Genomic DNA, 23,341 nt, shown 5'->3' on the forward strand with positions numbered 1-23,341 from the left:
ACATCACCTCGACATGCCTTACCAGCGCTTGCCCGACTGGTTTTCCAGCAGCGGCTTGACCTTGGCCGAAATCGCCTCGCGGGCGCGGAAGATCCGCGAACGCACCGTGCCGATCGGACAATCCATGGCTTCCGCGATCTCTTCGTAGCTCAGCCCTTCGATCTCGCGCAGGGTGACCGCCTGCCGCAATTCCTCCGGGAGGGCTTCCATGGCCGAGTTGACCGCGCCCGCGATCTCCTTGGCCGCCAGCACCGTTTCCGGGGTTTCGGCGCTGGTTAGTTCGTTCTCCACCGGGGAAGTTTCATCGTCCTCGCCGCCGCCGCGCAGGGCACTTTCGGACACCAGGGGGTCGCGCTTGAGGTCGACCAGGGCCTTCTTGGCAGTGTTGACGGCAATGCGGTACAGCCAGGTGTAGAACTGGGCTTCGCCGCGGAACTGGGCCAATGCCCGGTAGGCCCGGATGAAGGTCTCCTGGGCGATGTCCTCCACCAGGTCGACATCGCGCACCATGCGTCCGATCAGGCGCTCGATGCGGCGCTGGTACTTGATGACCAGCAGCTCGTACGCCCGCTGGTCGCCGGCGACGGTGCGGGCCACCAGCATCTGGTCGGTGTCCTGCGGGGACGGCGCGGGCGCGGGGGTCTTGGTCATGGTCAGGCGGAAGGGGGCTCCGCCGCGGACGCGGGGTCCGGCTCGGCGGGCGAATATACCGCACGCCGCAGGGCGTCCCAGCGGGTGGGAAGGCGCCCCTTTTCGAGCCACAACCAGCGGGCACGGTCCGTCGCTGCCCAGCGCACGAGCAGCAGGCCCTGGAGGTCGAGCGCCACGTCCAGCCGGCCCGCATCGACCGCGGGCGAGGCGCCCGATGCGAGCGTCCAGCGCGCACCGTCCCAGGCCAGCAGCCCCGCAGGCTGCTGCCACCACGACCGGGCGGCGACCGACGCCGTGCCGAGCAGCACGGCAGCAACGGCCAGGGGTGCCCAGGCGGGAGCGCCGGTGGCCAGCCAGGCGGCACAGGCCAGCGCCCCGGCCAGCCAGGTCGCTGCCAGGATGGCGCCCGCCCATGCAGAACGCCCCACCGGGTAGCTCACCGATGGGGCGTGGTGCATGCGAAGCGTTGTGAGGGGAGCGCCGCGGGTCAGGCCCGCTTGAACACCAGGGTGCCGTTGGTGCCGCCAAAGCCGAAGTTGTTCTTCAGCGCCACGTCGATCTTCAGGTCCCGCGCCGTGTTGGCGCAGTAGTCCAGGTCGCACTCGGGATCCTGGTTGAAGATGTTGATGGTGGGCGGGCTCTTCTGGTGGTACAGGGTCAGCACGGTGAACACCGACTCGATGCCGCCGGCGCCGCCCAGCAGGTGGCCGGTCATGGACTTGGTGGAATTGACCACGATCTTGCGCGCGTGGTCGCCCAGCGCCGCCTTGACGGCGTTGGTCTCGTTGAGGTCACCCAGCGGGGTCGAGGTGCCGTGCGCGTTGAGGTACTGCACCTGGTCGGCGTTGATGCCGGCATTGCGCAGCGCCCCCACCATGGCCCGGCGCGGCCCGTCGATGTCGGGTGCCGTCATGTGGAAGGCATCGCCGCTCATGCCGAAGCCGGCCAGTTCGGCGTAGATCTTCGCGCCTCGTGCCTTGGCGTGCTCGTATTCCTCGAGCACCAGCACGCCGCCGCCCTCGCCCAGCACGAAGCCGTCGCGGTCCTTGTCCCAGGGCCGCGAGGCGGTCTTGGGATCGTCGTTGCGGGTGGACAGCGCACGCGCGGCCGCGAAGCCGCCCACGCCCAGGGGCGACACGCACGACTCGGCGCCGCCCGCGACCATGACGTCGGCATCCCCGGCCTCGATGAGGCGGGCCGACAGGCCGATGGCATGCAGGCCGGTGGTGCACGCGGTGACCACCGCGATGTTCGGACCCTTGAAGCCGTACTTGATCGAGACGTGTCCGGAGATCATGTTGATGATCGACGCCGGCACGAAGAAGGGAGAGACACGCCGCGGACCGCGGTTGACCAGCTCCGAATGCGTCTCCTCGATCATCGGCAGCCCGCCGATGCCGGAGCCGATGTTCACGCCCACGCGCGTGGCCAGCTCATCGGCCAGCGCTTGCCCGGTGGGGAGCCCGCTGTCGGCGATGGCCTGCGATGCCGCAGCCAGCCCGAGATGGATGAACCGGTCCATGTGCCGGGCTTCCTTCTCGGGGATGTAGTCGCCGATGTTGAAGCCCTTGACCTCGCCGGCGAACCTGCAGGCCAGGTTGGCGGGGTCGAACTGCGTGATGAAGTCGATGCCGGGCTTGCCGGCCAGCAGGTTGTCCCAGGATTCGGCGACCGTGTTGCCGACCGGGCTCACGCATCCCAATCCGGTGACGACGACTCGGCGGCGCAGCATCCCGTCAGGCCTTCTGATGCGCGTTGGCGTAATCGATCGCGTTCTGCACCGTGGTGATCTTCTCCGCGTCCTCGTCGGGGATCTCGATGCCGAATTCGTCTTCCAGAGCCATCACCAGCTCCACCGTGTCGAGGGAGTCAGCGCCCAGGTCCGCCACGAACGCCTTTTCGTTCGTCACCTGGGACTCCTCCACGCCGAGTTGCTCGGCGATGATCTTCTTGACACGTGCTTCGATATCGCTCATGGGTTCCCTCAAGGGGTTTGTGGATGAATCGTCGATTTTAGCCGCCCGCTCCTGTGCAGGCTGCCGCGCGCCGACGCGCGGGCCCGTCGCCGGGCTCAGGCCATGTACATGCCGCCGTTGACGTGCAATTCCTGGCCCGTGACGTAGCCCGCCTGCGGGGACACCAGGAAGGCGACCGCGTGCGCGATGTCGTCGGGCCGGCCGAGCTTGCCCAGCGGGATCTGACCCAGCAATGCCTGCTGCTGCTCCGCCGGCAGCTTGCCGGTCATGTCGGTCTCGATGAAACCGGGCGCCACGCAATTGACGGTGATGCCGCGGCTGCCGAGTTCGCGCGCCAGGGCCCGGGTCATGCCGGCCACGCCGGCCTTGGCCGCCGCGTAGTTCGCCTGGCCGGGATTGCCGGCGGCGCCCACCACGGAGGTGATGCTGACGATGCGGCCATAGCGCTGCTTCATCATCGTGCGCATCACCGCCCGGCTCAGACGGAACACCGCCTTCAGGTTGGTGTCGAGCACCGCGTCCCAGTCGTCGTCCTTCAGGCGCATGGCGAGCATGTCGCGCGTGATGCCGGCGTTGTTCACCAGCACCTGCAGGCCGCCGTGCTGCTTGACGATGTCATCGACGGCGGCGTCCACGCCGGCCGCGTCATTCACGTCGAGCCGGATGCCGCGGCCGCCCAGGGGCTCCAGGACCGCCGCGACCTTCGCGGCACCGTCGTCCGTCGTCGCAGTGCCCACGACGATCGCGCCGCGCCCGGCCAGTTCCCGCGCGATGGCCGCGCCGATGCCGCGCGAGGCGCCCGTCACGAGGGCGACCTGGCCCTTCAACTGGTCGGCGCTCATGCCAGCATCCCCTTCGCCTCGGCCAGGGAGGCCGGGTCGTACACGGCGCCCGAAGCGAGCTGGGGATCGATGCGCTTGCACAGTCCCTGCAGCACCTTGCCCGGACCGCTCTCGAGGACCAGGCCGACGCCACGCGCCTGGATGGCACGCACGCAGTCGACCCAGCGCACCGGCCCGAACGCCTGCTCGAACAGTGCCGACCGGATGCGGTCGACGTCGGTCTCGACCCTGGCCCCGATGTTGTTGACGACCGGAATGCGAGGGGTCGAGAACGCCACCTGCGCCAGCCGCTCGCGCAGCCGGTCGGCCGCGGGCTTCATCAGGCTGGAGTGGAACGGCGCCGACACGGGCAGCGGCAGCGCCCGCTTGGCGCCGTGGGCCTTGAGCACCTCGCAGGCCTTGTCCACCGCGGCCTTGCTGCCCGCGATGACGGTCTGGGCCGGGTCGTTGAAGTTGACGGCCTCGACCACCTCGAGGCTGTTGGTGCCGAACGAACGCTGCGCCTCGGCGCAACCTTCCACGACCTTCTGCGCGTCCATCCCGAGCACCGCCGCCATGGCGCCGGTGCCCACCGGGACGGCGTCCTGCATGGCCTGCGCGCGGAACCGCACCAGCGGCGCGGCATCCTTCAGCTGCAGCGCGCCCGCCGCCACCAGCGCCGTGTACTCGCCCAGCGAGTGGCCGGCGACGACGGCCGGCTCGGGTCCGCCTTCGGCCAGCCACGCGCGATAGGCGGCAATGCCCGCGACCAGCATCACCGGCTGGGTGTTGGTGGTGAGCGCCAGCGCCTCCTTCGGGCCTTCCTTGACCAGGCGGCCGAGGTCCTCGCCCAGCGCATCGGAGGCTTCCGCCACGACCTGGGCCACGGCCGGGTGGTCGCCCCAGCCGTCGAGCATGCCGACGGCCTGCGAACCCTGGCCTGGAAAGACGAATGCGAACGGTGTCATGTGTTGTCGTTGTGCAGGAGACGATGCGCCCCGCGGCGCGGCCGGGTCAGAAGTCCAGCAGCACCGCGCCCCAGGTGAAGCCGCCGCCGACGCCCTCGAGCATCAGCGTGTCACCCTTCTTGATCTTGCCGCCGCGCACCGCGGCGTCGAGTGCCAGCGGAATGGAAGCGGCCGAGGTGTTGCCGTGCTGGTCGACCGTGACCACGAGCTTGTCCATCGGCAGCTTCAGCTTCTTGGCCGTGCCCTGCATGATGCGGATGTTGGCTTGGTGCGGGATCAGCCAATCGATGTCGGCCTCCGTCCGCCCGGCCTTCGCCAGGGTCGCGCGGGCAGCGCTTTCCAGCACCCCCACGGCCAGCTTGAACACCGCCTGGCCATCCATCTTGAGGAACGGCGTGCCGAGCACCTGGCCGCCGGCGACGGTGCCCGGGACGCACAGGATGCCGACATGCTTGCCGTCCGCGTGCAGGTCGCTGGCCAGGATGCCCGGGGTGTCCGACGCCTCCAGGACCACGGCGCCGGCGCCGTCGCCGAACAGCACGCAGGTGGTGCGGTCCTCGAAGTCGAGGATGCGCGAGAACACCTCGGCACCGATCACCAGCGCGCGGGTGGCGGAGCCGGTGCGGATCATCGCGTCGGCGACCGTGAGCGCGTACACGAACCCGCTACAGACGGCCTGGACGTCGAACGCCGGGCAGCCGGCCATGCCCAGCTTGTTCTGCAGGATGCACGCCGCCGACGGGAACACCATGTCCGGCGTCGAGGTGGCGACGATGATCAGGTCGATGTCGGACGGCTGGCGCCCCGCGGCCTCGAGGGCCTGGCGGGCGGCGTGCGCGCCCAGGTCGCTCGACGTGACGTCGGGCGCGGCGAAATGGCGGGCCCGGATGCCGGTGCGTTCGACGATCCAGTCGTCGGAGGTCTCGACACCACGGGCTGCCAGTTCGGTGGCAAGGTCGGCGTTGGTCACGCGGCGGGGCGGCAAGTGGCTGCCGGTGCCGGTGATTCGCGAATAGCGGCTCATTCGGAAGCGATCGCCTCCAGCGGCTGGGCATCGGGCGACGGGCCCACCAGAAGGGGCTTCGCGTGGGCGATGCGCGCCTGGACGCGATCGAGCAAGTTGTTGCGGGCCGCATCATACGCCCGCACCAGGGCCTGGCCGAACGCAAAGTCATCGGCCGAGCCATGGCTCTTGAAGACCAGGCCTCGCAGGCCCAGCAGTGCGGCGCCGTTGTAGCGGCGGTAGTCGACCCGGTTCTTGAAGGCCGCCAGCACCGGATAGACGGCCAGCGCGGCCACCTTGGTGAAGATGTTGCGCGAGAACTCCTCGCGCAGGAAGCCGCCGATCATGCTGGCCAGGCCCTCGCTGGTCTTCAGGGCCACGTTGCCCACGAAGCCGTCGCACACCACGATGTCGGTGGTGCCCTTGAAGATGTCGTTGCCCTCCACGTTGCCGTGGAAATTGAGGTCGCCGGCGGCGGCGGCGGAGCGCAGCAGTTCGCCGGCCCGCTTGATCACCTCGTTGCCCTTGATGATTTCCTCGCCGATGTTCAGCAGGCCCACCGTGGGCTGCTCCTTGCCGTTCAGCGCCGACACCAGCGCCGACCCCATCACCGCGAACTGCAGCAGGTGCTGCTCGTTGCAATCGACGTTGGCCCCCAAATCGAGCACCGTGGTGGCGCCGCCCTTGGCATTGGGCAGGGGATAGGCGATGGCCGGCCGGTCGATGCCGTCCACCGTCTTGAGGAGGTAGCGCGCCAGCGCCATCAGCGCACCGGTGTTGCCGGCCGACACGGCGGCCTGCGCCTTGCCTTCCTTGACCTGCTGGATCGCCACCCGCATCGACGAATTCTTCTTCTTGCGCAGCGCGACCTCGACCGCGTCGTCCATCGCCACCACCTCGGCCGCGTGGACCACGGTGGCGCGGGGGTGCTGGAAGCCGCTCAGGGCCTCGCCGGCCCCCACGAGCAGCAGGCTGGCGTCGGGGTGGGCGTCCAGGAAGCGGCGGCACGCGGGCAGCGTGACACGCAGGCCATGGTCGCCTCCCATGCAGTCGATGGCGAGTGTCGTCATGGCGAGAACTGTAGAGCCTTCCGGTGCGGTCGCTCGCCCGGTCGCCTGGAGCGCGGGCAGAAAAAAAGCCCGAGCTGCAGACGGCAGCGCCGGGCCTTCGGACGACCGCCGAGTGCGATCAGGCGTCGTTCTTGGTCTTGAGCACCTTGCGGCCGCGGTAGAAGCCGGTCGGGCTGATGTGGTGGCGCAGGTGGGTTTCGCCGGTGGTGGGCTCCACGGCGATGCCCGGCACCGTCAGGGCATTGTGCGAACGGTGCATGCCCCGCTTGGAGGGGGACTTCTTGTTTTGCTGGACGGCCATGTCGGGCTCCTGGACGGGTCTTGCGCTGCGCGCAAACTGGTGCGCAGGGCGGTTGAAGGGTGGGTGTGAAACCGCGCCCGCGAGGAAACCCCTGCAAGCGCGAAGCCCTCCATTATAGGACAACCCGGCGGCGGTGCCCAAGCGGGGGCTAACCGCCGTCCTTCAGGACCTTCAGGCGGGCGAACGGATTCTCCGGCCGGGCCGCCTCGAAATCCGGATCCTCGGCCGACAGCCGCACGGACGTCGGGCAGACGTCGTGGCGCGGCACGACCGGCACCTCCATCAGCAGTTCGTCCTCGACCAGCCCCGGCAGGTCGAAGGTGCGGCTGATCGCGAGCAGGTCCTCCTCGGCCTCGTCGTCCTCGGCGGCGGCGGTCTCCTCGTCGGCGACGAAGCGGAACGAACGGTCGACAGCGAGCGGCACGTCGACCGGCTCCAAACAGCGCTGGCAGGTCATGGGCAGGACCGTATCGGCCTTCAGGTGCAGCCAGACCTCCGGATGCACGTGGTGCGGATTGCGCAGCTCGCCTTCGGCGGACCAGGCCAGTGGCCGTTCGTTGCCGCGACCGGCGGCCTCGCCGGCCAGGCGCGTGAAGTCGCCGACGCGCCCGTGACCGGACAGCGCTGCGCCGTCCTCCGCGAACGCCCGCACGTCCAGCCGCGCGGGAGTGAACTGCCGTTTCATCGGAGGCAGTGTAAGAGAATCGATCCATGCCCGAAGCCCTCGCCACGCCCCGCGCACTCGTCCTCGGCTCGACTTCCCGCTACCGCCGCGAACTGCTGGAGCGGCTGGGCCTGCCGTTCGAGGTGGCGGCGCCCGACGTCGACGAAACGCCACGGCCCGGCGAGACACCGCAGGCCCTGGCACGACGGCTCGCGCTGGCCAAGGCCATGGCCGTGGCCCAGCGCTTCCCGCAGGCCATCGTCATCGGGTCCGACCAGGTCGCCGACCTCGACGGCCAGGCGCTGGGCAAGCCAGGCGACCATGCGCGGGCAACCGACCAGCTGCGGCTCATGCGCGGCCGGGCCGTGGTCTTCCACACCGCATTGGCCGTGGTCTGCCAGGCGACGAGCTTCCAGCAGGAAGACATCGCGCCGGTGCGGGTGCTCTTCCGGCCGCTCACCGACGCCGAGATCGAGCGTTACCTGCAGCGGGAACAACCGTACGACTGTGCCGGCAGCGCCAGGAGCGAAGCCCTGGGCATCGCCCTGCTGGACGCGATCGACAGCGATGACCCGACGGCACTGGTCGGCCTGCCGCTGATCCGCACCTGCCGCATGCTGCGCGCGGCCGGCCTGCAGGTGCCCTGATGCCTGGCAAGCTCTACCTGGTGCCGGCGCCGCTCGACTTCGGCTGTGCCGAGCAGGCGCCGCTGGCCGACAGCCTGCCCACGGCCACGCTGCTGGTCGCTGCACGGCTGGGCCACTGGATCGCCGAGAACGCCAAGACCACCCGCGCCTACCTCAAGCGGGTGGGAGCCGTGCACCCCCTGGCCCAGCCGCTGCAGTCGCTCTCGATCGTGGAACTGCCGCGCGAGGTGCACAAGAAGGGCGACCATGCCGGCGGCTTCGACGCCCGGCCGCTGCTGGCTCCCGCGCTCGAGGGCCACGACGTCGGGCTGGTGAGCGAGGCTGGCATGCCGGCGGTGGCCGACCCGGGCTCGTCGGTCGTGCGCGCCGCCCATGCGAGCGGCATCACCGTGGTCCCCCTGGTCGGGCCGGTGTCGCTGCTGCTGGCACTGGCGGCCAGCGGCCTGAACGGGCAGTCGTTCGCCTTCGTCGGCTACCTGCCGCAGCAACCCGGGCCGAGGCTGCAGCGCCTGCACGAGCTGGAGGCGCTGGCCCAGCGCACCGGCCAGACCCAGCTGTTCATCGAGACGCCATACCGCAATCCGGCCCTGTGGCAGGCGCTGCTGGATGGCCTGCGTCCGCAGACCCGGCTGGCCGTGGCCAGCGGCCTGACCTTGCCCGATGCCATGGTGCGGGCCGACGCCGTGGCCCAGTGGAGGCGAGCGCCCTGCCCCGTGACGGCCGACCGGCCGGCGGTGTTCCTGCTGGGAGCCGACGCTTAGCGGATCGCCGGCACGGCGTGCACGGCGCGCACCGCGCCCTCGCCGATGGCGGCGCCGAACTTCTTGGCCAGCCGCTCGGCCACGTTGTCGCGGCGCGTGTAGTCGACCAGTTCCTCGGCCTTGATCACCTCGCGGGCGACGAAGTCGAGGTTGGCCATCTGGTCGGCCAGGCCCATCTCGACGGCCTGCTGGCCGGTCCAGAAGAGGCCGGTGAACAGCTCCGGCGACTCCTTCAGACGCTTGCCGCGGCCGGCCTTGACGGCGTCGATGAACTGCTTGTGGATCTGGTCGAGCATGGCCTGCGCGTAGTCGCGCTGCTTGTCGGTCTGGGGGCTGAACGGGTCGAGGAAGCCCTTGTTCTCGCCCGCGGTCAGGAGGCGCCGCTCGACACCGAGCTTGTCCATCAGGCTGGTGAAGCCGAAGCCGTCCATCAGCACGCCGATGCTGCCGACGATGCTGGCCTTGTCCACGTAGATGCGATCGCTGGCGGCGGCGATGTAGTACGCCGCCGAGGCGCACGACTCCTCGACCACCGTATAGACCGGCTTGTTGTACTTGGCGCGCAGGCGCCGGATCTCGTCGTTGATGATGCCGGCCTGCACCGGGCTGCCGCCGGGCGAGTTGATCAGCAGCACGATGCCCTTGGCGCCCTCGTCCTCGAAGGCGGCGCGCAGGGCCGCGACCACGAACTCCGCGCTGGCGTCGGCGCCGTTGGCGATCTCGCCCTTGATCTCCACCACCGCCGTGTGCGGCAGCGACTTGTCGGCCTTCGGCGCGCCCCGGTAGAAGAAGTTCCAGAACAGCGCCGCGAAGAACAGCAGCCAGGCCAGGCGCGTGAACGTGCGCCAGCGTCGTGCCCGCCGCTGCTCGGCCAGCGTGGCGAACAGCAGGCGCTCCATCGTCTCGCGTTCCCAGCCCGCCCTCAGGCCGGAGGGGCTCGTGGCCGCGGGCGCGGCCGGAGGCGGCAGCGGGTCTTGCACCGGCGGTTCACCGGGTGTCAGCGGGTCGCTCATGGGAGAAGGGAATCAGAAGGCAACAGGTTGCAAGTTAAAGGCAGTATGCCAGCGGACCACACCGTCGAGCTCGGTCAGGGCGATCTTCACCAGCCCGCCCCGGCACGGCCCGCCGGCACAGGCACCGGTGTCGGGACGGTACACGGCGCCATGGGTGGAGCACAGCAACCATTGCCCGCTGTCGTCGAAGAAACGGTCGGGCTGCCAGTCCAGTTCCATCGCCACGTGGGCGCAGCGGTTCAGGTAGGCGTGCACCTGCCCCTGCCAGCGCACCGCGAAGGCGCGGCAGGTCTGGCCGGCGTAGACCACGTCGAACGGGACGGCAACGCTGCCGTCGACCAGGTCCTTGCTGTTGCAAAGGGGAATGCCGTCCATCGCAGTCACGCGTGGGCGAGCAGCCAGTCCCGCAGGTCGGCCACCGAATGGGCCACGTGCAACGGCTCGTGGACCTGGAAGGTCTGCGGCTCGTGCGCCCCGTAGCTCACGCCCACGCTCGGGCAGCCGGCGGTGCGCGCCATCTCCAGGTCGTGGGTGGTGTCGCCGATCATGAGCGTGCGCGACGGCTCGGTGCCGAACTCCTGCATCAGCTCCTGCAGCATGAGGGGATGCGGCTTGCCGGCGGTCTCGTCGGCCGTGCGCGAGCCGTCGAACACGCCGTGCAGTTCCTCCGAAGCCAGCACGTCGTCGAGCCCGCGGCGCGACTTGCCCGTGGCCACCGCCAGCCGGTGGCGCCGCTCCTTCAGCTCCCGCAACAGCGGCAGCACGCCGTCGAACAGGCTAAGGTCGTCCTGGTGCTGGTGGTAGTGGAAGCGGTAGCGCGCGCCCAGCTCCTGGTACTTCTCGGGCGGCACGTCGGGCGCGGCGCGGGCGAGCGCCTGCGCCAGGCTCATGCCGATGACGTAGGCGGCGGCGTTGTCGCTGGGCCTGGTGCCCCCGACTTCGACGACGGCCTGCTGGATGCAGCGCACGATGACGCGCGTGGAGTCGTACAGGGTGCCGTCCCAATCGAAGGCAATCAGGTCAAAGTGGCGCGGCCGTGGGCTGTGCATGACGTTCGGCGAACGACTGGAGGTCAGGGGGAAGCGGCGCTTCGAGCGCGACGGGTTCGGCCGTGGCCGGATGCTGGAACTGTAATCGCCACGCATGCAGGAACATGCGCTTGAGGCCCTGCCGCTGCAGGGCCTTGTTCAGGTCGAAGTCGCCGTACTTGTCGTCGCCGGCGATGGGATGTCCCTGCGACGCCAGGTGCACGCGGATCTGGTGGGTGCGCCCGGTCTTGATGGTGACTTCCAGCAGCGTGTAGGCCCCCAGCCGCCGCGACACCTTCACCAGCGTGATCGACCGCATGCCGTCCGGGTCGTCCTTGGCCACCACCTTCACCCGCCGCTCGCCCGCCGCGGCATCGTCGCCGGCCAGCAGGTACTTGTGCAGGGGGGCGTCGATCACCTTCTTGTTGGCCGGCCAGGCCCCCACGACCAGCGCCAGGTAGGTCTTGCCGGTCTCGCGGCCGCGGAACTGGTCCTGCAGCCGGGTCAGGGCCGAGCGGCGCTTGGCGACCAGCAGCACGCCCGAGGTCTCGCGGTCCAGCCGGTGCACCAGTTCCAGGAACCGGGCCTGCGGCCGCGCCTGGCGCAACTGCTCGATCACGCCGAAGCTCACGCCGCTGCCGCCGTGCACCGCCACGCCGGCCGGCTTGTCCAGGGCCAGCAGGTGGTCGTCCTCGAGCAGGATGGGAAACTCGCGGGCCGGAGCCGGCCGGGCGGCGGCGTCGGTGACGCGCTCGGGCAGCCGCACCGGCGGCACCCGCACCACGTCGCCGGCTTCCACCCGGGTGTCGGCGGCCGCCCGCCCCTTGTTCACCCGGACCTCACCGCTGCGGATGATCCGGTAGACGTGGGTCTTGGGAACCCCCTTGAGCTCGCGCAGCAGGAAGTTGTCGAGGCGCTGGCCGGCCGATTCCTCACCCACCGCGACGGTCTTGACGGCGGGCTGGGTGCCGGCCGCTGCGGCCCCTATAATGCGTTTCACTAGCGTGACGCTGTAAGTGTTTGATTTGGCTGGAGTTTAGTCCACGCCCCCAAACCAGGTAACGCTGGCAGGTCGATGCCGACGACGCCTCAGGCAGGTTGCGAGCCCCAGATGCCGCAGCAGCCACCCGGGCGAAGCCGCCGACACGTGTCGAAACCCAAACGGAATACAAGCTGCCAGAGCAATGCTGGCAGCGGATCAAGCGAGACAACCGTGCTGATGGCGCTCCTCCTGGCTTGCTGGCGATGGCTCATGCCTGTCGCCGTCGGCATGGGGCCGCCCCGTCGCACCGCCCGCGCGCCACGGGTGGCAGCCCCAGCTGCCGCCCCGCACCCCGCCCTGCGCCTCGCCCTCGTCCACGCGCCGCCGCTACGCCTGCTGATCTAGCCTCCGGCTGATCCAGCACGCGCCGCCCCGGCCGTTCCGCTTCGTTTTCGTCCGCGTCTGCACGGCATCGTGGACCCGCACCGTCGGGTCGTGATGTGTGAGAACAAGAAGGTGACGCAATGAAGCGGATGCTGATCAATGCCACGCAGGCCGAAGAGCGCCGGCTGGCCATCGTCGACGGGCAAAAGCTCCTCGACTACGAAATCGAGATCGAAGGGCGCGAACAGCGCAAGGGCAACATCTACAAGGCCGTCGTCACGCGCGTCGAGCCGTCGCTGGAGGCCTGCTTCGTCGACTACGGCGAGGATCGCCACGGCTTCCTGCCGTTCAAGGAAATCTCCAAGCAGTACTTCGCCCCCGGCGTGTCGGCCTCCCAGGCCCGCATCAACGAAGCGATCCGGGAAGGCCAGGAGCTGCTGGTCCAGGTCGAGAAGGAAGAGCGCGGCAACAAGGGCGCGGCCCTCACCACGTTCATTTCTCTAGCTGGCCGCTACGTCGTGCTGATGCCCAACAACCCGCGCGGCGGCGGCGTCAGCCGGCGCATCGAGGGCGACGACCGGGCCGAGCTCAAGGAGGCGATGGACCAGCTGGAGTACCCCAACGGGATGTCCATCATCGCCCGCACCGCCGGCATCGGCCGCACCGCGCCCGAACTGCAGTGGGACCTGAACTACCTGCTCAAGCTCTGGAATGCCATCGACGGGGCCGCCAAGGGCGGCAAGGGCGCCTTCCTGATCTACCAGGAGTCGTCGCTGGTCATCCGCTGCATCCGCGACTACTTCAACAACGACATCGGTGACATCCTGATCGACACCGACGAGATCTACGACCAGGCGCAGCAGTTCATGGCGCACGTCATGCCCGAGCATGCCGCCCGGGTGAAGCGCTACCGCGACGACGCCCCGCTGTTCTCGCGCTTCCAGATCGAGCACCAGATCGAGTCGGCCTACGCCCGTGAGGTGAAGCTGCCCTCCGGCGGCGTGATCGTCATCGACCACACCGAAGCCCTGGTGTCCATCGACGTCAACTCGGCGCGCGCCATCAAGGGCGGCGACATCGAGGAGACGGCCACCCGCACCAACCTGGAGGCCGCCGACGAGGTGGCGCGCCAGATGCGACTGCGCGACCTCGGCGGCCTGATCGTCATCGACTTCATCGACATGGAGGAGAGCAAGAACCGCCGGGAGGTCGAGAACCGCCTGCGCGATGCGCTCCGCCAGGACCGCGCCCGCGTCCAGTTCGGCACCATCAGCAAGTTCGGCCTGATGGAGATGAGCCGCCAGCGGCTGCGCCCGGCCCTGTCCGAAGGGGCGTCCATCCCCTGCCCGCGCTGCGGCGGCCACGGCCACATCCGCGACACGGAAAGCTCGGCCCTGCAGATCCTGAGGATCATCCAGGAAGAGTCCATGAAGGACAGCACCGCCGCCGTGCACTGCCAGGTGCCGGTGGAAGTCGCGTCGTTCCTGCTCAACGAGAAGCGCACCGAGATCGCCAAGATCGAGCTCAAGCAGCGCATCGCCGTGATCATGGTGCCCAACAAGTCGCTGGAGACGCCGCACTACAAGCTGGAGCGGCTCAAGCACGACGACCCGCGCCTGGACAACCTGAAGGCCAGCTACCACATGGCCGAGGACGTCGAGGAGAAGACCGAGGTCACGCGCCGTTCGCAGGAGCGTTCCAACAAGCAGGACCCGATCATCAAGGGCGTGCTGCCCGACGTGCCGGCGCCCATCGCCGAGCCGCGTCCGGAGCGCAAGCCGGTCGAGGCCGCGCCGCCTGCCGCCGCCCCGGCTGCGGCCGCGCACCGTGCGCCCGCCCGCTCGCCGGCCCCGACCGCAGCGCCTGCGGCCGAGCCCAGCTTCTTCGCCTGGTTCAAGAGCCTGTTCGCTCCCGCTGCCGCGCCGGCCACCCCGCCTGTGGCAGCAGCGCCGGCAGTGGTCGCCAAGCCCGAGGGCGAGCGGCGTGAAGGCCGCGAAGGCCGTGGCGAACGCGGTGAGCGCGGCGAGCGCGACGGCCGCCGTGGTGGCCGTGGCCGCGGTCGCGGTGGCGAAGGCCGAGGTGGCGAAGGCCGCCGCGAGGGCGAGCCGCGCCGCGAGCGGGCCGCCGCCGAAGGCGTGGAAGGCCAGCCGCCGCGCATCGGTGAGGAAGGCCGCCGCGAGCGCCAGCCGCGTGGCGAGCGGGCCGAGAACCGCGAACCGCGTGGCGAGCGCGGTGATCGCGAACCGCGCGAAGCGCGTGAGGGCCGCGAGTCCCGAGAAGCACGGGAGGCCCGCGAGCCGAGGGAAGGCCGGGAGATGCGGGAGCCGCGCGAACCGCGGGAGCCCCGCGAGCCGAGGGAGCCGCGCGAGGCACGTGGCGACCGGCCACCGCGCGAGCGCCGCGACGAGCGCCGTCCCGACGAGCAGCGCCCCGCCGTGGATGGCGCCGAGCAGCCTGCCGAGCTGGACGCCCAGCCGCGTGGCGAACGTGCGCCGCGCGGTGAGCGCGGTGAACGTGGTGAGCGCGGCGAAGGCCGCCGTGAACGCGGCGAGCGCCGTCCGCGCGAAGGCGCGCCGCAGGCACTGAGCGAAGGTGCCGTGGTCGAAGGCCAGGACAACGCCTTCGCCCTCGCCGCCGGTGCCGCCGCGCAGCCGGAAGGCGACGCGGGTGCGGGCCTGAACGGGGAAGAGCGCCGCGAACCGCGCCGCTCCCGCGACCGCTACGGCCGCGACCGCCGCGACCGGCCGGGCCGCGAGGACGCCCCCGCTGCCGAAGGCATGGAGCCGACCGACGCCGCGCCCGCCACGGGTGCGGACGCTGCCGAGCAGGGCGAACGCCGTCCGCGCTACGCCACCGGCTTCGTGAGCGACGAAGGCGCCGCGCCGGCAGCCGAGCAGGTGCCGGCCGCCGCCCCGCAACCGGCCGCCCCCGCGCAGCCGGCCGTGGCCCCGATCGCCGTGCAGGCTGCGGCGCCGGCGCAGGCGCCGGTCGAAGCGCCGACCGCCAAGGGGCTGCCGAAGGTCACGCCGTTCCAGCTGCCGATCGACCAGCTGGCGCAAGTGGCGGCCAGTTCGGGCCTGCAGTGGGTCAACTCCGACGCGGACAAGATCGCGGCCGTCCGGGCCGCCATCGCTGCCGAGCCGAAGCCGATCCACGTGCCGCGTGAGCGCCCGCCCGTCGTCGTGATCGACGAAGGTCCGCTGGTGCTGGTGGAAACCCGCCGCGACCTGTCCGACATGAAGCTGCCGTTCGAGCAGCAACCGCCGTCGGCGCCGCTGCAGTAAGCACGGCAGCAGCCAAACAAAAAGGGGCCGCGAGGCCCCTTTTTCGTTGGTGCGAGCAGCGTCGCGCCCTGCCCTTCGCCGCCGCGCGCTCAGTCCTGCGCGGCCTGCTTCCAGGCCACGGCTGCCGCATCCTCGTCGCCCCGCTCCTCGGCCAGTTCTGCCAGCGCGCGGGCGGCATTGCGGTGCAGGCGGGCATCCTGCAGGGCCAGCAGGGCCTGGCGCAGCAGCTGGTGGGCCTTGCCCCACAGCTGGCGGCGCATGCACGCCATGCCGGCCAGGTACTGCAGCGTGGCGTCGCGCGGGTTGGCGCGCTGGGCCGCCTCGATGCGGGCCAGCCAGGCACCGTCGATCGAGTCCAGTCCGAGTTCCAGCGCCTCGACCAGCTTGACCTTCAGGCTGTCGCCGAGCTCATGCTGCTTTTCCCAGACGGGCAGCAGCCAGTCGCGCGCCAGGTGCGTGTCGCCACCCAGCAGCACCAGCCGCCGAGCGGCGTGGATGGCCAGTTCCGGCATCGAGCGTTCGGCCGGCTCGAGCTCCGCCCAGGCCCGCTGCAGCTGCGCCGGCTCGTGGGCCGCGTTCAGCAGGTCGATGGCCAGGCCGCGCACCAGGCTGGCAGCGGCATCGGGCGAAAAGGCGCGGTGCTTGGCCAGCAGGCGCGCCGTTTCCAGGGCGTCGCCGGTGCGCCGGGCCAGCCGTGCCGCCTTGAGCTTCATGCGCAGGGCGATGGTGCGGCGGCCGGCGCCGCTGGGCAGCTCGTCGAGCCAGCCCATGGCGGCCTGCGGGTCGCGATCGTCCAGCGACCAGCGCGCCGCGCGCATCAGGGCGCCCTCGTGCGTCTCCTGCGCATCGCGGGCGCCGCTCTGTTCGAGCGCCCGCTTGAGGTGCTCCTCGCGGCCGGAGCGATCCTGCAGCGACTGCGCGCTCTCGGCGGCCAGCAGGTGGGCCAGGGTGCGCAGTTGCGGGCCATTGCCCGGGCCCGCCCCCGCCGCCGCGAGCGAGGTCTCCTGCACCAGCGCGGCCTCGGCCGACTTGCGCGCGCGGATGAAGCGACCGGCGAGCAGGTGCGACAGGGCGTCCAGCAACAGCGCATGCATGCTGCGCTCCTTCTGCTGGTTGCGCCAGCGCAGCGCCTGGCGCGGCAGGTCGAACAGGGCCGCGAGCGCGCGCAGGGCGGCGTGCAGGAACAGGAACGCGGCCAGCAGCAGCAGCAGCACCAGGTTCAGCGAGAGGTCGACCCGGTACGGCGGCCAGAACACCGTGACGGTGCCCTGGTTGTTGCCGGCGAACAGCGCGATCGCCACCGCGATGGCGAACAGCACCAGGAGCCAGAGGGCAGCCCGCACCGGTGCCGTCCCTAGCGGCCGGCGCCGGCCGTGGCCAGCGCGGCGAGTGTCTCGTCGACCCGCGGCAGGTCCACCGCGCGCAGCTGCGACTGCATCTGCTGCAGCGACGCGGCAGCCGCCTGGGTGCGGCGCGAGGCGGGGTCGAAGTACCGGGTGAGCGCGGCGGAGGCCGTGCCCAGGTCGGCCCGGGCGGCATCCGTCTGCCGCGCCAGCAGGGCCAGCCGGGCATTCATCAGCCGCAGCTTGAGGTTCTCGCGCAGGAAGAAGCCCTGCTCCGGCGCGACCAGCACGGCCTCCGGCTGGTCGATGCGGCTCACGCGCACCAGGGCGCGGGCCTCGTCGCGCAGCACCCCGATCCACTGCTGCCACCAGGGCGCGGCGCGCACCGGCGCCGGCTCGGCCTGCTGCGTGGCGCGGGCGGCCGCCGGCCCCACGGCATTGAGCAGCGGCAGTTCATCGACCTGGCGCGCCAGGTCGTCCAGGCGCAGCAGCACGCCGGGCACGTCGGCCACCGCCGCCGTGCGGATGCGTTCGATGTCGCGTGCGATGGCGGCGCGCACGCGTGTCAGCCGCGGCTCGGCGCCGCGGGCCAGGCGCTGGTCGGCGGTGCGCAGGGCGGCCAGCAGCGGCTCGGCGCTGAGCGTCAGCTGGGCCTGCTGCTGCGCGAGCCGCAAGGCGCTCTCGATGTCGACCACCAGGTTCTCGTCGCGCGAGCGCGACAGGCTCTGCATGAGCTCCTCGAGCTGCGCGCGCTGCAGCGCCACTTCGCTCACGCGGGTGTCGGTGACCGCCTGCCGCGCGGAGACGTCGCGCGCCAGCTCCTGCGCCTCGCGGGCCAGGGCCCGCGCTTCCACCGCGTGGCTGCCGGCATCCGCGCTCTGGCGCGCCAGCTGCTCCTGGATGGTCGAGAGCTTCTGCCAGAGCAGCCCGCTGGCGCCGAGGGCGAGCAGCGCCACGATGGCGACCGCCCAGAACGCGCGGGTGGAGGGGACGCGGGTCGTGGTGGCAGGTGGCGGCACGTCCGACGCGGGGGTGGCGATGGGCTCCAGTGCCGGACCGGGCAACGCGTTGTCGGTGGCACGGACGGACTCGGCACTCATCGAAACGATTCTAGGACAGCAGCCACGGCATCCTCGGTCGGACGCGAGGGACTCACGACGCCGAATCCGGCCTCGCGCGCCGCCTGCGCGATGCGCTCGTGGGTGGCGACGGCCCGGGCCGACGCCCAGGAGGTGGAGGGAAGCAGGGCGCGCAGGTTGCCGATGGCTTCCGAGCTGCTGAACACCCAGACCGAGCCGTCGTGCGCCGCACCCTGGGCGACCGCACGCTCGTGATCGGTCCAGGACGGGAGCACGCGCCGGTAGGCAGCGACGATCTCGACGATGGCGCCCTCGTCGGAAAGGCGGCGCGCCAGCCAGTCTCGCCCGCCGGGCTGCCCATCCGCGCCGGCGCCACGGACGATCAGCACCCGCGACCCCGGCCCGACCTGCCCCGCCACTTGGACCCAGAGCGTTTCGCTGTCGAACTGATGAGCATCGGCTGCGGGCCGGTCGATCAGGTCCACCGGCACGCCGGCCGCCTGCAGGGCCGACGCCGTGCCGGCCCCGGTGGCCCAGGCCCGGGTCGTCGCCGGCCAGCGGACCTCCGCCCCGAGGAAGTGCTGCACGGCATTGGCACTGACGAACATCGCCGCGCCACACCGGGCCAGCGCCTGCCGCGCGGCATCGATCTGCGGCGAAGTCGGCAGCGGCTCGATGGCGATCAGTGGCAGCAACTGCACCTGGAACCCGCGCGCCGTCAGCGCCTCACGCCAGCGGTGCGCCTCGTGGGCGGGCCGCGTCAGGACCACCCGCATGGCGGCGGTCAGTGGGCGCCGCCTGCGCGCAGGCGCTCCGCGACTTCCGTGCCCAGAGCCGCGGCGTCGTTCAGTGTCGTCACCCGGCCCCTGGCCTGGGCCCGCACTAGTGCCGTGGCGCCGTCCGGGTCGCCCCAGGCTCCGTCCAGGCGGAGCTCCTCGCCCTGCAGGGTGGCGTAGGCCGCCAGCGGCATCGAGCAACTGCCCCCCAGCGCGCGGCTCACCGCCCGTTCGGCGGACACGGCCAGCCAGGTCGCGTGGTCGGCCAGCGGCGCGAGCGCCTGCGCCAGGTCCGCCCGGTCGGTGCGGATCTCGATGCCCAGCGCCCCTTGACCGGCCGCCGGCAGCATCTGCGACGGCTCGAACACGCGGCGGATGCGATCGGCCAGGCCCAGGCGCTTCAGCCCGGCGGCTGCCAGCACGATGGCGTCGTACTGCCCCTCGTCGAGCTTGCGCAGGCGGGTGTCGAGGTTGCCGCGCAGGGGCTCGATGCGCAGGTCCGGGCGCAGCGCCCGCAGCAGTACCACCCGGCGCAGGCTGGAAGTTCCGACCACCGCGCCCTGCGGCAGGGCGTCCAGCGAGTCGTAGCGGGGCGACACCAGGGCATCGCGCGGGTCCTCGCGTGGCATGACGCAGGCCAGCGCGAAGCCCTGCGGCAGGTCCATGGGCACGTCCTTGAGGGAGTGGACGGCGAGGTCGGCCCGGCCTTCCTCGAGTGCGACTTCCAGTTCCTTGACGAACAGCCCCTTGCCGCCCACCTTGCTGAGGCTGCGGTCGAGGATCTGGTCGCCGCGCGTGGTCATGCCCAGCAGCGAGACGTCGTGGCCCCGGCTGCCGAGCAGCGCTTTCACATGCTCGGCCTGCCAGAGGGCGAGACGGCTTTCACGGGTGGCGATGACGATGGAACTCACGCTGCGGACCTGCTGGCGGAACTGAAGTGGGCCGATGCTAGCATCCGCCTTGCCTAACAATTAAGCAGATTCCCGGAGGACTCCCCGATGCCAGCAGCCACCCCGGAAACTCCGGCCCGGCGCGCCCGCGAGAACGAACGACCCCTGGTCGAGGACATCCGGCTGCTCGGCCGCATCCTGGGGGACGTGATCCGGGAACAGGAAGGCGTGGATGCATACGAACTCGTCGAACGCATCCGCAAGCTGTCGGTGGCGTTCCGGCGCGATGCCGACCACGACGCCGACCAGGCGCTCAAGTCGCTGCTGAAGACCCTCAGTGGCGACCAGGCGGTCAGCGTCATCCGCGCCTTCACGTACTTCAGCCACCTGGCCAACCTGGCCGAGGACCGCCACCACATCCGGCGCCGCCTGGTGCACGAGCGGGCCGGCGACAGCCAAGAAGGCAGCATCGAAGTGGCCTTGTCGCGCCTGCGCTGGGCCGGCATCGCGCCGAGGACGATCTCGCAGACGCTGGCCGACAGCTACCTCTCGCCGGTGCTTACTGCGCACCCGACCGAGGTGCAGCGCAAGAGCATCCTGGACGCCGAGCGCGAGATCGCGCTGCTGCTGGCCGAGCGCGACGAGATCCGCGCCCGCGCGCTGCCCAAGGACGCACTGGCGCCGCGCGAACTGGCCGCCAACGAGGCGCAGATCCGCGCCCGTGTCATGCAGCTGTGGCAGACGCGCCTGCTGCGCTTTTCCCGCCTCACGGTCACCGACGAGATCGAGAACGCGCTGTCGTATTACGAGGCGACCTTCCTGCGCGAGATCCCCAAGCTGTACGCCGGCCTCGAGCGCGAGCTGGGCCAGCAGCCGGTGAGCAGCTTCCTGCGCATGGGCATGTGGATCGGCGGCGACCGCGACGGCAACCCCAACGTCAGCGCCGAGACGCTCGACCAGGCGCTGCGGCGGCAGTGCGAGGTGGCGCTGCGCTTCTACCTCACCGAGGTGTACTTCCTGGGCCGCGAACTGTCGATCTCGGCGATGCTGGTGGACGTCTCGCCCGAGATGCGCAAGCTGGCCGAAGCCTCGCCGGACCGCGACCTGCACCGCCAGGACGAACCGTACCGGCGCGCGCTCGCGGCCATGTACTCGCGGCTGGCCGCCACGCTCAAGGAGTCGACCGGCGGCGACGCGGCGCGCCACCTGCTGCCGCCCGCCAACCCCTACCGCACGGCGGAGGAGTTCCACGCCGACCTGTGCACCATCCGGGCCTCGCTGCTCGCCGGCCACTCGGGGAGCCTGGTGGCGCACCGCCTGCAGCCCCTGATCCGCGCGGTGGAAGTGTTCGGGTTCCACCTGGCCACGATGGACCTGCGCCAGAGCTCCGACCAGCACGAGGCCGTGGTCGCCGAACTGCTGTCCACCGCCCGCGTCGAAGCCAACTACGCCCGGCTGCCGGAACAAGCCCGGCGCGAGCTGCTGATGCGCCTGCTGGCCGACGCGCGGCCGCTGCGGGTGATCGGCGCGCCCTACTCCGAGCACACGCGCAAGGAACTGGCCATCTTCGAGACGGCGCTGCGCATGCGTGCGCAGTTCGGCCGCGAGGCGATCCGCCACTACATCATCAGCCACACCGAAACGGTGAGCGACCTGCTCGAGGTGCTGCTGCTGCAGAAGGAGGTCGGCCTGCTGCGCGGAACCACCGACGATGGCGCCGTGGCCGACCTCATCGTCGTGCCGCTGTTCGAGACCATCGAGGACCTGCGCAACGCGGCGCCGATCATGCGCGACTTCTACGCGCTGCCCGGCATCGCCCGCCTGGTGCAGCGCTCGGGCGCCGAGCAGGACGTCATGCTGGGGTACAGCGACAGCAACAAGGACGGCGGCATCTTCACCAGCAACTGGGAGCTGTACCAGGCCGAGATCGCGCTGGTGGAGCTGTTCGACGAGCTGCCCCTGCGCATCCGGCTGCGCATGTTCCATGGCCGCGGCGGCACCGTGGGCCGCGGCGGCGGCCCGAGCTACCAGGCCATCCTGGCCCAGCCCCCGGGCACGGTGCGCGGCCAGATCCGCCTGACCGAGCAGGGCGAGGTGATCGGCTCCAAGTACGCCAACCCGGAGATCGGCCGGCGCAACCTCGAGACGCTGGTGGCCGCCACGCTCGAGGCGACGCTGCTGCAGCCGACCAAGCCGGCGCCCAAGTCCTTCCTCGAGGCGGCCGAAGCCCTGTCGCAGGCCAGCATGCGCGCCTACCGCGCACTGGTGTACGAGACGCCCGGCTTCACCGACTACTTCTTCGGCGCCACCCCGATCCGCGAGATCGCCGAGCTGAACATCGGTTCGCGCCCGGCCTCGCGCAAGTCGAGCCAGCGCATCGAAGACCTGCGCGCCATCCCCTGGAGCTTCAGCTGGGGCCAGTGCCGGCTGACGCTGAACGGGTGGTACGGGTTCGGGGCCGCCGTGGAGGCCTTCCTGGCCGACCCGGCGCGGTCGCGCAAGGAATCGCTCGCCCTGCTGCAACGCATGCACCGCCAGTGGCCGTTCTTCCAGGCGCTGCTGTCCAACATGGACATGGTGCTGGCCAAGGGCGACCTGGCCCTGGCCTCGCGCTATGCGGGCCTGGTGACCGACACGCGGCTGCGCAAGCGCATCTTCGGCCTGATCGAGGCCGAGTGGCAACGCACCGCCGACGCCCTGCAGCTGATCACCGGCGAGAAGCACCGGCTGGCCGGCAACCCGGCGCTGCAACGCTCGATCCGGCACCGGTTCCCCTACATCGACCCGCTGCACCACCTCCAGGTGGAACTGGTGCGCCGCTACCGGGCCGGACAGTCCGACGACCGCGTGCGCACGGGCATCCACATCTCCATCAACGGCATCGCCGCCGGCCTGCGCAACACGGGTTGACCGTGCGGCTGCCTGCCTGACGACTGCTCAGGTCGGGCCTGCTTCGCGGCGCACGGCGGGTGCCAAGCGGCGGCGCAGGCGCAGGTTGAGCAGTTCCACCGCGATCGAGAACGCCATCGCGAAGTACACGTAGCCCTTGGGCACGTGGTGCTCGAAGCCGTCGGCGATGAGCACCATGCCCACCATCACCAAGAACGACAGGGCCAGCATCTTCACCGTGGGATGGGCGGAGATGAAGCGCCCGATGGCGCCGGCGAAGACCATCATCATCGCCACCGAGGTGACCACCGCGGCCATCATGACCGCCAGCTCGTCGACCATGCCGACGGCCGTGATGATGGAGTCGAGCGAGAACACCATGTCGACCAGCATGATCTGGACGATGACGGCGCCGTACGTCGCCCCTTTCACGGTGCCCGCCTCACCGTCGGCCCCCTCGGCCTGCAGCGACTCGTGGATCTCGCCGGTGCTCTTCCAGATGAGGAACATTCCGCCCAGGATGAGGATGAGGTCGCGGCCCGAGATTTCCTGGCCCACCAGCGGCAGCGTGAACAGCGGCTGCGTCAGGCCGATGATCCAGGACAGCACCAGCAGCAGCCCCAGCCGCAGGAACATGGCCATGAACAGGCCGATGCGCCGTGCCGTGCCGCGCTGCTCGGCCGGCAGTTTCTCCACCAGGATGGAGATGAACACGATGTTGTCGATGCCCAGCACCAGCTCCAGCGCCGTCAGGGTGAACAGCGCGATCCAGGCCTGGGGGTCGGTCAGCAGGTCCATCATGGGCGGGCCT

At 70.8% G+C, this 23,341-nt stretch carries 23 protein-coding genes; 4 read left to right on the forward strand and 19 right to left on the reverse strand.

All coding sequences use genetic code 11. The features are described from left to right. Nucleotides 1-18 precede the first annotated feature (18 nt). From rpoE to GON04_RS06805, 10 genes are all read right to left on the reverse strand, one after another. Nucleotides 19-651, reverse strand: coding sequence for an RNA polymerase sigma factor RpoE (gene rpoE, locus GON04_RS06760; protein ID WP_157397172.1), 633 nt, complete (start codon nucleotides 649-651; stop codon nucleotides 19-21). 2 nt (nucleotides 652-653) lie between these two features. Then, nucleotides 654-1,109, reverse strand: a complete 456-nt coding sequence (locus GON04_RS06765) for a hypothetical protein (RefSeq protein ID WP_157397173.1) — start codon at nucleotides 1,107-1,109, stop codon at nucleotides 654-656. A 29-nt stretch (nucleotides 1,110-1,138) separates the two neighbouring features. Further along, a complete protein-coding gene (gene fabF, locus GON04_RS06770; protein ID WP_157397174.1) occupies nucleotides 1,139-2,383 on the reverse strand; it encodes a beta-ketoacyl-ACP synthase II in 1,245 nt (414 codons plus the stop codon). A 4-nt stretch (nucleotides 2,384-2,387) separates the two neighbouring features. Continuing rightward, a complete protein-coding gene (gene acpP / locus GON04_RS06775) occupies nucleotides 2,388-2,627 on the reverse strand; it encodes an acyl carrier protein (RefSeq protein WP_013902185.1) in 240 nt (79 codons plus the stop codon). A 95-nt stretch (nucleotides 2,628-2,722) separates the two neighbouring features. Beyond that, nucleotides 2,723-3,469: a 3-oxoacyl-ACP reductase FabG gene (gene fabG, locus GON04_RS06780; protein WP_157397175.1), complete on the reverse strand. Its 747-nt coding sequence runs from the start codon at nucleotides 3,467-3,469 to the stop codon at nucleotides 2,723-2,725. Then, on the reverse strand, nucleotides 3,466-4,416 hold the full coding sequence (gene fabD, locus GON04_RS06785) for an ACP S-malonyltransferase (RefSeq protein WP_157397176.1): 951 nt from the start codon (nucleotides 4,414-4,416) through the stop codon (nucleotides 3,466-3,468). The genes fabG and fabD overlap by 4 nt, the downstream gene beginning before the upstream one ends. A gap of 46 nt (nucleotides 4,417-4,462) precedes the next feature. Next, nucleotides 4,463-5,440 (reverse strand): beta-ketoacyl-ACP synthase III, encoded by a 978-nt coding sequence (locus GON04_RS06790; protein WP_157397177.1) that lies wholly within the window; start codon nucleotides 5,438-5,440, stop codon nucleotides 4,463-4,465. Further along, nucleotides 5,437-6,489: a phosphate acyltransferase PlsX gene (plsX, locus tag GON04_RS06795; protein ID WP_157397178.1), complete on the reverse strand. Its 1,053-nt coding sequence runs from the start codon at nucleotides 6,487-6,489 to the stop codon at nucleotides 5,437-5,439. Before plsX ends, GON04_RS06790 begins: the two co-directional genes overlap by 4 nt. 118 nt (nucleotides 6,490-6,607) lie before the next feature. Then, the gene (gene rpmF / locus GON04_RS06800; protein ID WP_027101192.1) at nucleotides 6,608-6,790 is read right to left on the reverse strand and encodes a 50S ribosomal protein L32; all 183 of its coding nucleotides are present in this window, start codon (nucleotides 6,788-6,790) and stop codon (nucleotides 6,608-6,610) included. A gap of 148 nt (nucleotides 6,791-6,938) precedes the next feature. Then, nucleotides 6,939-7,475, reverse strand: a complete 537-nt coding sequence (locus GON04_RS06805; protein ID WP_157397179.1) for a YceD family protein — start codon at nucleotides 7,473-7,475, stop codon at nucleotides 6,939-6,941. A gap of 26 nt (nucleotides 7,476-7,501) precedes the next feature. Here GON04_RS06805 and GON04_RS06810 point away from each other — a divergent pair, with 26 nt between their 5' ends. Together GON04_RS06810 and GON04_RS06815 are read left to right on the forward strand one after the other, a co-directional pair. Then, nucleotides 7,502-8,101 carry a Maf family protein gene (locus GON04_RS06810; protein WP_157397180.1) on the forward strand — a complete coding sequence of 200 codons (600 nt, stop codon included), beginning with the start codon at nucleotides 7,502-7,504 and terminating at the stop codon, nucleotides 8,099-8,101. Beyond that, nucleotides 8,101-8,862, forward strand: coding sequence for an SAM-dependent methyltransferase (locus GON04_RS06815; protein WP_157397181.1), 762 nt, complete (start codon nucleotides 8,101-8,103; stop codon nucleotides 8,860-8,862). Before GON04_RS06810 ends, GON04_RS06815 begins: the two co-directional genes overlap by 1 nt. Here GON04_RS06815 and GON04_RS06820 read toward each other — a convergent pair. Genes GON04_RS06820 through GON04_RS06835 form a run of 4 tightly spaced genes read right to left on the reverse strand, consistent with a single transcriptional unit; the run spans nucleotide 8,859 to nucleotide 11,903 of the window. Next, complete coding sequence (locus GON04_RS06820; protein ID WP_157397182.1) at nucleotides 8,859-9,875, reverse strand: S49 family peptidase; 1,017 nt, start codon at nucleotides 9,873-9,875, stop codon at nucleotides 8,859-8,861. The genes GON04_RS06815 and GON04_RS06820 overlap by 4 nt on opposite strands. Nucleotides 9,876-9,887: 12 nt before the next feature. Continuing rightward, a complete protein-coding gene (locus GON04_RS06825) occupies nucleotides 9,888-10,250 on the reverse strand; it encodes a Rieske (2Fe-2S) protein (RefSeq protein WP_157397183.1) in 363 nt (120 codons plus the stop codon). A gap of 5 nt (nucleotides 10,251-10,255) precedes the next feature. Beyond that, a complete protein-coding gene (locus GON04_RS06830) occupies nucleotides 10,256-10,924 on the reverse strand; it encodes an HAD family hydrolase (protein WP_157397184.1) in 669 nt (222 codons plus the stop codon). After that, on the reverse strand, nucleotides 10,896-11,903 hold the full coding sequence (locus GON04_RS06835; RefSeq protein WP_370530038.1) for an RluA family pseudouridine synthase: 1,008 nt from the start codon (nucleotides 11,901-11,903) through the stop codon (nucleotides 10,896-10,898). The genes GON04_RS06830 and GON04_RS06835 overlap by 29 nt, the downstream gene beginning before the upstream one ends. Nucleotides 11,904-12,409: 506 nt before the next feature. Here GON04_RS06835 and GON04_RS06840 point away from each other — a divergent pair. Next, nucleotides 12,410-15,553, forward strand: a complete 3,144-nt coding sequence (locus GON04_RS06840) for an Rne/Rng family ribonuclease (RefSeq protein ID WP_157397185.1) — start codon at nucleotides 12,410-12,412, stop codon at nucleotides 15,551-15,553. 89 nt (nucleotides 15,554-15,642) lie between these two features. Here the strand turns inward: GON04_RS06840 and GON04_RS06845 are convergent, their stop codons facing one another. Genes GON04_RS06845 through hemC form a run of 4 tightly spaced genes read right to left on the reverse strand, consistent with a single transcriptional unit; the run spans nucleotide 15,643 to nucleotide 19,662 of the window. After that, the gene (locus tag GON04_RS06845; RefSeq protein WP_181653926.1) at nucleotides 15,643-16,896 is read right to left on the reverse strand and encodes a heme biosynthesis HemY N-terminal domain-containing protein; all 1,254 of its coding nucleotides are present in this window, start codon (nucleotides 16,894-16,896) and stop codon (nucleotides 15,643-15,645) included. A gap of 11 nt (nucleotides 16,897-16,907) precedes the next feature. Next, complete coding sequence (locus tag GON04_RS06850; protein ID WP_157397186.1) at nucleotides 16,908-17,996, reverse strand: uroporphyrinogen-III C-methyltransferase; 1,089 nt, start codon at nucleotides 17,994-17,996, stop codon at nucleotides 16,908-16,910. Continuing rightward, nucleotides 17,993-18,751 carry a uroporphyrinogen-III synthase gene (locus tag GON04_RS06855; RefSeq protein WP_157397187.1) on the reverse strand — a complete coding sequence of 253 codons (759 nt, stop codon included), beginning with the start codon at nucleotides 18,749-18,751 and terminating at the stop codon, nucleotides 17,993-17,995. Before GON04_RS06855 ends, GON04_RS06850 begins: the two co-directional genes overlap by 4 nt. Before the next feature lie 8 nt (nucleotides 18,752-18,759). Beyond that, entirely contained in the window at nucleotides 18,760-19,662 is a 903-nt protein-coding gene (gene hemC, locus GON04_RS06860) for a hydroxymethylbilane synthase (RefSeq protein ID WP_181653927.1), read from the reverse strand. An 87-nt stretch (nucleotides 19,663-19,749) separates the two neighbouring features. Here hemC and ppc point away from each other — a divergent pair, with 87 nt between their 5' ends. Then, nucleotides 19,750-22,551: a phosphoenolpyruvate carboxylase gene (ppc, locus tag GON04_RS06865; protein ID WP_157397189.1), complete on the forward strand. Its 2,802-nt coding sequence runs from the start codon at nucleotides 19,750-19,752 to the stop codon at nucleotides 22,549-22,551. Between the two features lie 27 nt (nucleotides 22,552-22,578). Here the strand turns inward: ppc and GON04_RS06870 are convergent, their stop codons facing one another. Continuing rightward, on the reverse strand, nucleotides 22,579-23,331 hold the full coding sequence (locus tag GON04_RS06870; protein ID WP_157397190.1) for a TerC family protein: 753 nt from the start codon (nucleotides 23,329-23,331) through the stop codon (nucleotides 22,579-22,581). Between the last annotated feature and the right edge of the window lie 10 nt (nucleotides 23,332-23,341).

This window comes from Ramlibacter pinisoli (assembly GCF_009758015.1).
Taxonomy (GTDB): Bacteria; Pseudomonadota; Gammaproteobacteria; order Burkholderiales; family Burkholderiaceae_C; genus Ramlibacter; species Ramlibacter pinisoli.

What these genes read in the sequence shown, in the direction of transcription:
- fabF (WP_157397174.1), bottom strand. Translation starts at nt 2,383, where the DNA reads ATGCTGCGCCGCCGAGTCGTCGTCACCGGATTGGGATGCGTGAGCCCG.
- GON04_RS06840 (WP_157397185.1), top strand. Translation starts at nt 12,410, where the DNA reads ATGAAGCGGATGCTGATCAATGCCACGCAGGCCGAAGAGCGCCGGCTG.
- fabD (WP_157397176.1), bottom strand. Translation starts at nt 4,416, where the DNA reads ATGACACCGTTCGCATTCGTCTTTCCAGGCCAGGGTTCGCAGGCCGTC.
- GON04_RS06765 (WP_157397173.1), bottom strand. Translation starts at nt 1,109, where the DNA reads ATGCACCACGCCCCATCGGTGAGCTACCCGGTGGGGCGTTCTGCATGG.
- acpP (WP_013902185.1), bottom strand. Translation starts at nt 2,627, where the DNA reads ATGAGCGATATCGAAGCACGTGTCAAGAAGATCATCGCCGAGCAACTC.
- GON04_RS06790 (WP_157397177.1), bottom strand. Translation starts at nt 5,440, where the DNA reads ATGAGCCGCTATTCGCGAATCACCGGCACCGGCAGCCACTTGCCGCCC.
- GON04_RS06855 (WP_157397187.1), bottom strand. Translation starts at nt 18,751, where the DNA reads ATGCGGGTGGTCCTGACGCGGCCCGCCCACGAGGCGCACCGCTGGCGT.
- rpoE (WP_157397172.1), bottom strand. Translation starts at nt 651, where the DNA reads ATGACCAAGACCCCCGCGCCCGCGCCGTCCCCGCAGGACACCGACCAG.
- GON04_RS06805 (WP_157397179.1), bottom strand. Translation starts at nt 7,475, where the DNA reads ATGAAACGGCAGTTCACTCCCGCGCGGCTGGACGTGCGGGCGTTCGCG.
- rpmF (WP_027101192.1), bottom strand. Translation starts at nt 6,790, where the DNA reads ATGGCCGTCCAGCAAAACAAGAAGTCCCCCTCCAAGCGGGGCATGCAC.
- GON04_RS06820 (WP_157397182.1), bottom strand. Translation starts at nt 9,875, where the DNA reads ATGAGCGACCCGCTGACACCCGGTGAACCGCCGGTGCAAGACCCGCTG.
- GON04_RS06830 (WP_157397184.1), bottom strand. Translation starts at nt 10,924, where the DNA reads ATGCACAGCCCACGGCCGCGCCACTTTGACCTGATTGCCTTCGATTGG.
- plsX (WP_157397178.1), bottom strand. Translation starts at nt 6,489, where the DNA reads ATGACGACACTCGCCATCGACTGCATGGGAGGCGACCATGGCCTGCGT.
- GON04_RS06850 (WP_157397186.1), bottom strand. Translation starts at nt 17,996, where the DNA reads ATGAGTGCCGAGTCCGTCCGTGCCACCGACAACGCGTTGCCCGGTCCG.
- GON04_RS06810 (WP_157397180.1), top strand. Translation starts at nt 7,502, where the DNA reads ATGCCCGAAGCCCTCGCCACGCCCCGCGCACTCGTCCTCGGCTCGACT.
- GON04_RS06815 (WP_157397181.1), top strand. Translation starts at nt 8,101, where the DNA reads ATGCCTGGCAAGCTCTACCTGGTGCCGGCGCCGCTCGACTTCGGCTGT.
- GON04_RS06825 (WP_157397183.1), bottom strand. Translation starts at nt 10,250, where the DNA reads ATGGACGGCATTCCCCTTTGCAACAGCAAGGACCTGGTCGACGGCAGC.
- GON04_RS06870 (WP_157397190.1), bottom strand. Translation starts at nt 23,331, where the DNA reads ATGATGGACCTGCTGACCGACCCCCAGGCCTGGATCGCGCTGTTCACC.
- ppc (WP_157397189.1), top strand. Translation starts at nt 19,750, where the DNA reads ATGCCAGCAGCCACCCCGGAAACTCCGGCCCGGCGCGCCCGCGAGAAC.
- fabG (WP_157397175.1), bottom strand. Translation starts at nt 3,469, where the DNA reads ATGAGCGCCGACCAGTTGAAGGGCCAGGTCGCCCTCGTGACGGGCGCC.